The following is a 1,235-nucleotide window of genomic DNA, read 5'->3' as shown; positions in this document are numbered from 1 at the left end:
TTTTCTCAAACCATTGCGTTTCAAAATCAAGTGGGAATTCATATTTTAAACTTGAATGCAATCGCTGTCTATTGTAATATCCTTCAATAAATTCAAATAGAATACTTCTCAGAATTGTGAGATTCTCATAACCACCTTTAGGTATTTCTATTTCGGTTTTCAACCTGCTCCATAGTGATTCTGCGAAGGCATTATCGTATGGATCATCGGCTCTACTCATGCTCTGTTTGAGTCCAAAAGTTTGTACTAATTCTTTCATTTTATCAGATAAATACTGCCCACCTCTATCAGAATGTACAATTAAACCAGGTTGTATTTTTCTTTTCAAAAGTGCTTTTTCTAAAGGTTTTCTAACCAACGATTCTTGCATATTATCGTCCACTGACCAACTAACAATTACTCTTGTAAATAAGTCCATCCAAGTACACAGATACGCCCACTCGCTCTCCTTTAAGGGCATATATGTAATGTCTGATACCCATATTTGATTCGGTTTTGTAGGCTTTGGATGCTTCAATAATAAGTTGGAACAGACCCGTTTCCCATGTTTACTATCAGTCGTTCTTGGTACAAACTTTGGGGGCTGAATGGCTCTTAATCCCTCTTCTCGCATCAATTCAGCTACTTTTTGTCGAGATAACTTTATCCCTCTTTTAGTCAAGGAAGCCTTTATTCTTCGACTCCCATATCGTTTTAGATGTTTCAAAAACTCTAAGCGAACTTCGTGTTTAGGGCGATGATATTTCTTAGCTGAATTATGGCTCTCTCCACGTTTATAGCGGTAAAAAGCGGTTCTACTTACTTCAAATAATGAACATAAAAACTCAACTGAATAGTCCTTAGAGAATGATATTATCAACTCGTAAATGTCTCTTAGCTGGACGTGCTGAAGAGAACCAAGGCTTTTTTTAGTATGTCACGCTCAGACTGTAATCGAGCGTTCTCTTTTTTGAGTAATTCGTTCTCTGATACCAGCTTTAGACTGTATGTCGTTTGCTCTTCTGAGGTCTTCGTTTTTGTCTTCATCTGAGATTTATTTTTCCAAGTATATAGAACATTTCGACCAATCCCAAAGGTCTTCGATATTTCATCTACATTTTTCCCTGAGTTCAACATTCTCAGTATTTCCTCTTTAAAATCAGGCTCGTAATGTGCGTGTGATTTCTTGGGTTTCTTTAATTCCATTTTCCGCATTTTTTATGCAAAAAAGTGTGCCGTTTTTTTGAACCACCTCA

2 protein-coding genes are annotated in these 1,235 nt (G+C 36.6%); both read right to left on the bottom strand.

Annotated elements, in window-relative coordinates:
• Positions 1-859 (bottom strand): IS3 family transposase (locus tag VB776_RS24460; protein WP_323699467.1); only part of this gene is annotated, 859 nt, incomplete at its 3' end.
• Positions 860-873: 14 nt separating this feature from the next.
• A complete protein-coding gene (locus VB776_RS24615) occupies positions 874-1,185 on the bottom strand; it encodes a transposase (protein ID WP_407653871.1) in 312 nt (103 codons plus the stop codon).
• Between the last annotated feature and the right edge of the window lie 50 nt (positions 1,186-1,235).

The organism is Arcicella gelida, from assembly GCF_034931025.1.
Taxonomy (GTDB): domain Bacteria; phylum Bacteroidota; class Bacteroidia; order Cytophagales; family Spirosomataceae; genus Arcicella; species Arcicella gelida.
Note: the sequence above shows the minus strand (reverse complement) of the source record. Positions and strands in the feature narration are given on the sequence as shown.

Excerpts from the sequence above, each read along its gene's own strand:
- VB776_RS24615 (WP_407653871.1), bottom strand. The coding sequence starts at position 1,185 with ATGGAATTAAAGAAACCCAAGAAATCACACGCACATTACGAGCCTGAT.